Annotated in this window: 3 protein-coding genes; 2 read left to right on the top strand and 1 reads right to left on the bottom strand. The window is 61.6% G+C overall.

The window, feature by feature from the left end; genetic code table 11:
* Positions 1-218 precede the first annotated feature (218 nt).
* Positions 219-1,565 (top strand): NAD(P)/FAD-dependent oxidoreductase, encoded by a 1,347-nt coding sequence (locus EOA29_RS31970; protein WP_127222116.1) that lies wholly within the window; start codon positions 219-221, stop codon positions 1,563-1,565.
* Between the two features lie 140 nt (positions 1,566-1,705).
* Positions 1,706-2,404 carry a peroxiredoxin-like family protein gene (locus tag EOA29_RS31975; protein WP_127222117.1) on the top strand — a complete coding sequence of 233 codons (699 nt, stop codon included), beginning with the start codon at positions 1,706-1,708 and terminating at the stop codon, positions 2,402-2,404.
* Here EOA29_RS31975 and EOA29_RS31980 read toward each other — a convergent pair.
* Positions 2,388-2,714, bottom strand: a 327-nt coding sequence (locus EOA29_RS31980) for a LysR substrate-binding domain-containing protein (protein WP_245468618.1), incomplete at its 5' end; no start/stop codon positions are given. The two genes, EOA29_RS31975 and EOA29_RS31980, sit on opposite strands and share 17 nt — an antisense overlap.

Here is a 2,714-nt window from a genome sequence, read left to right on the forward strand (position 1 = left end):
AGATGCATCTCAAGGCAGTGCACGGCTTCGCGAAGACGGCACTGGCTTCGATCGGCGAGATGATCGTCAGGCGCGCGAGGCCACGGATCAAGCTTCACTGATGCATGTCGCCCAAAGTGTGCAGCGGTTTTGGGAGAACGACATGCATCGAAACAAAGACTTGAAGCGCGTCGATCGAATCCGTTTCGACGCGACGCGCCTAGCGCGGAGGCGGCGCGATGGAAAAATATGATGTGGTGATCCTCGGCGGCGGCAACGCCGGAATGGGTGTCACGGTCGCGACGCGCGCCGCCGGCCTTTCCGTGGCGATGATTGAGGCGCGCGATCTCGGCGGCACCTGCCCCAATCGCGGCTGCACGCCGAAGAAGGTCTTGGTCGCCGCGGCCCACGCGCTCGACGAGATCGAAAGGGCCGGCAGACATGAGATCAAGGTCGATAGGCCAAGACTCGACTGGCGAGCCTTGATCGAACGGGAAAAGGAGATCATCAGGGACATCCCATCCCGACTGTCCGGATTGATGGCCAAGCGCGAGGTCGATGTCATCTCCGGCCAAGCTTCATTCATCGGCAGCAACGCGATCCGCGTCGATGGCCGGGAACTTGAGGCCAGGAATATCGTCATCGCCACCGGCTCGAAGCCGCGTTTGCTGCCGATCCCAGGCGCCGAGCATTTGACGACATCCGACGATGTTCTGAGCGATCCGGAGTTACCACGCACCGTGGTTTTCGTCGGGGGCGGCGTCATCGCTTTCGAACTGGGGCATGTCTATGCGCGTGCCGGCGTCGAGGTCACGATCCTGGAAGCATTGCCGCAGCTCCTCGGAGGCTTCGACGCGGACGCCGTCGCTCAGCTCCACGCCGAGAGCGAGCGGCTGGGCATCAGCATCCATACCATGGCTTGGGTGAAGAGGATCGACGAGGTCGATGGGCGACTACGGGTGAGTTTCGTGAAGGACGGCGTCGAATGCCTGGTGGACGCGGATCGGGTCGTCAACTGCGCCGGACGCGTGGCCAATGTCGAGGGCCTCGATCTTGGGGCCGGTGTCATCGTGCACCGAGAAGGCCGTATCGAAATCGACGATCACCTGCGCTCGCGCTCCAATCCCGATGTCTATGTCTGCGGCGACGCGGTGTGGAACTCCCCGCAGCTTTCGCCGATAGCGACCTATGAAGGCGGGATCGTGGGCCGCAATATCGTGGACGGACCGAAGCATCGACCCGATTACAGTCATATCCCAGCCTCGCTCTACAGCATCCCGGCTGTGGCAAGCGTCGGACTGACCGAAGCCAAGGCAAGAGAAATGGGCCTTCACGTCAAGATCCATGTGAACGACATGCAAGGCTGGCTCTCCGCGAGGACCTATGCGGAGGCGATCGCATGGTCGAAGATCATCGTCGAGGAGACGACAGATCGGATTGTCGGGGCACATCTGGTAGGCCATGCTGGCGAGGAGCTGATCCACATCTTCGCGCTGGCTATGAAGCACGGCATCCCGGCGCGGGCGCTGTCCGAGATGGTTTACGGGTTCCCGACTTTTTCAGCGGATATCAGGAATATGATGTAACGCGCCGATCCGAGGCGGCGAATGGAACATGAACCTGGCATGCATCGATGCACGTGGGGCATCGAAACCATGCAGGAAAAGCATGCTAAATGCCGAGGGGCTTCGGTGGTAGGCTGCGGGCGACATGTGAAAGTGCAGAAATGGCAGCCGAGGCAATGACATTCGAGCAATCCGTCCAGGCCGCCATCGAACTTGATGCGCCTCTCAACGAACGGCTGGCGGTAGTTGCCGCAGCGGTCCGACGCCTGAATTCCGAATTTGCGGACGCCGTGGACCGATTGGTGGATCGCCTGGAGAAGCTGGGAGCCGGCGCCATGGCTCCGGTTGCCGGCGAAGTCATGCCGGGGTTCCTGCTGCCCGACGACGAGGGCAAGCTTGTCAGCCTGGCAGAGATCCTTGCAAAGGGCCCAGCCGTCGTCACCTTCCAGCGCGGGCATTGGTGTCCCTATTGCCGCGTGAACGCCATCGGCATTGTCGAGGTGCAGCGCCAGATCGCGGAACTGAGAGGCCAGGTGGTCGTGATCATGCCGGAGCGGCGCAAATTCGCGAAAGCGATGAAGGCCGCGGTCGGCGCGCAGTTTCCGTTCCTGATCGACATGGATAACGGCTATGCCCTGTCACTCAACCTTGCGATCTGGGTCGGAGCCGAGATGGAGCGGCTGATGGGGGTTGGTTTTGATCTGCCGAGCTACCAGGGCAACAGCAGCTGGTTTCTGCCGATACCCGCAACCTTCATCGTCGGAACGAACGGGATCATCACCGATCGCTTCGTCGATCCGGACTACCGCCGTCGGATGGATATTGACGACTTGATCGCCGCCCTCAGGCGGGCTCGCTGACGCCGAAGGATGACCAGTCGGCCGATCTCAACAGGTTGAGCAGCGTCGTCGCGACCGGCGAGCGCTGCCTGCCGGCAACCGCATAGACGGAAACGATCCGCGAAACGTCGAGATCGCGGAGCTTGAGCCGGCGGGTGTTCGCGGATCGGGGTGCCGTAAGCGAGACAAAGCCGACCCCGGCATTGGCCTCGAGCAACGCAAGAAGGTCCTGGTCGGTCTCCACTTCATGTGCAGTCCGAGGCGAATAGCCTTTTGCGGAAAGGCAACGCGACAGTTCCTCGCTCGTCTCCCAATCGATCCGGCTGAGCAC

The sequence above is a fragment of the Mesorhizobium sp. M1E.F.Ca.ET.063.01.1.1 genome, assembly GCF_003998155.1.
Taxonomy (GTDB): Bacteria; Pseudomonadota; Alphaproteobacteria; order Rhizobiales; family Rhizobiaceae; genus Mesorhizobium.

Excerpts from the sequence above, each read along its gene's own strand:
- EOA29_RS31975 (WP_127222117.1), top strand. The coding sequence starts at position 1,706 with ATGGCAGCCGAGGCAATGACATTCGAGCAATCCGTCCAGGCCGCCATC.
- EOA29_RS31970 (WP_127222116.1), top strand. The coding sequence starts at position 219 with ATGGAAAAATATGATGTGGTGATCCTCGGCGGCGGCAACGCCGGAATG.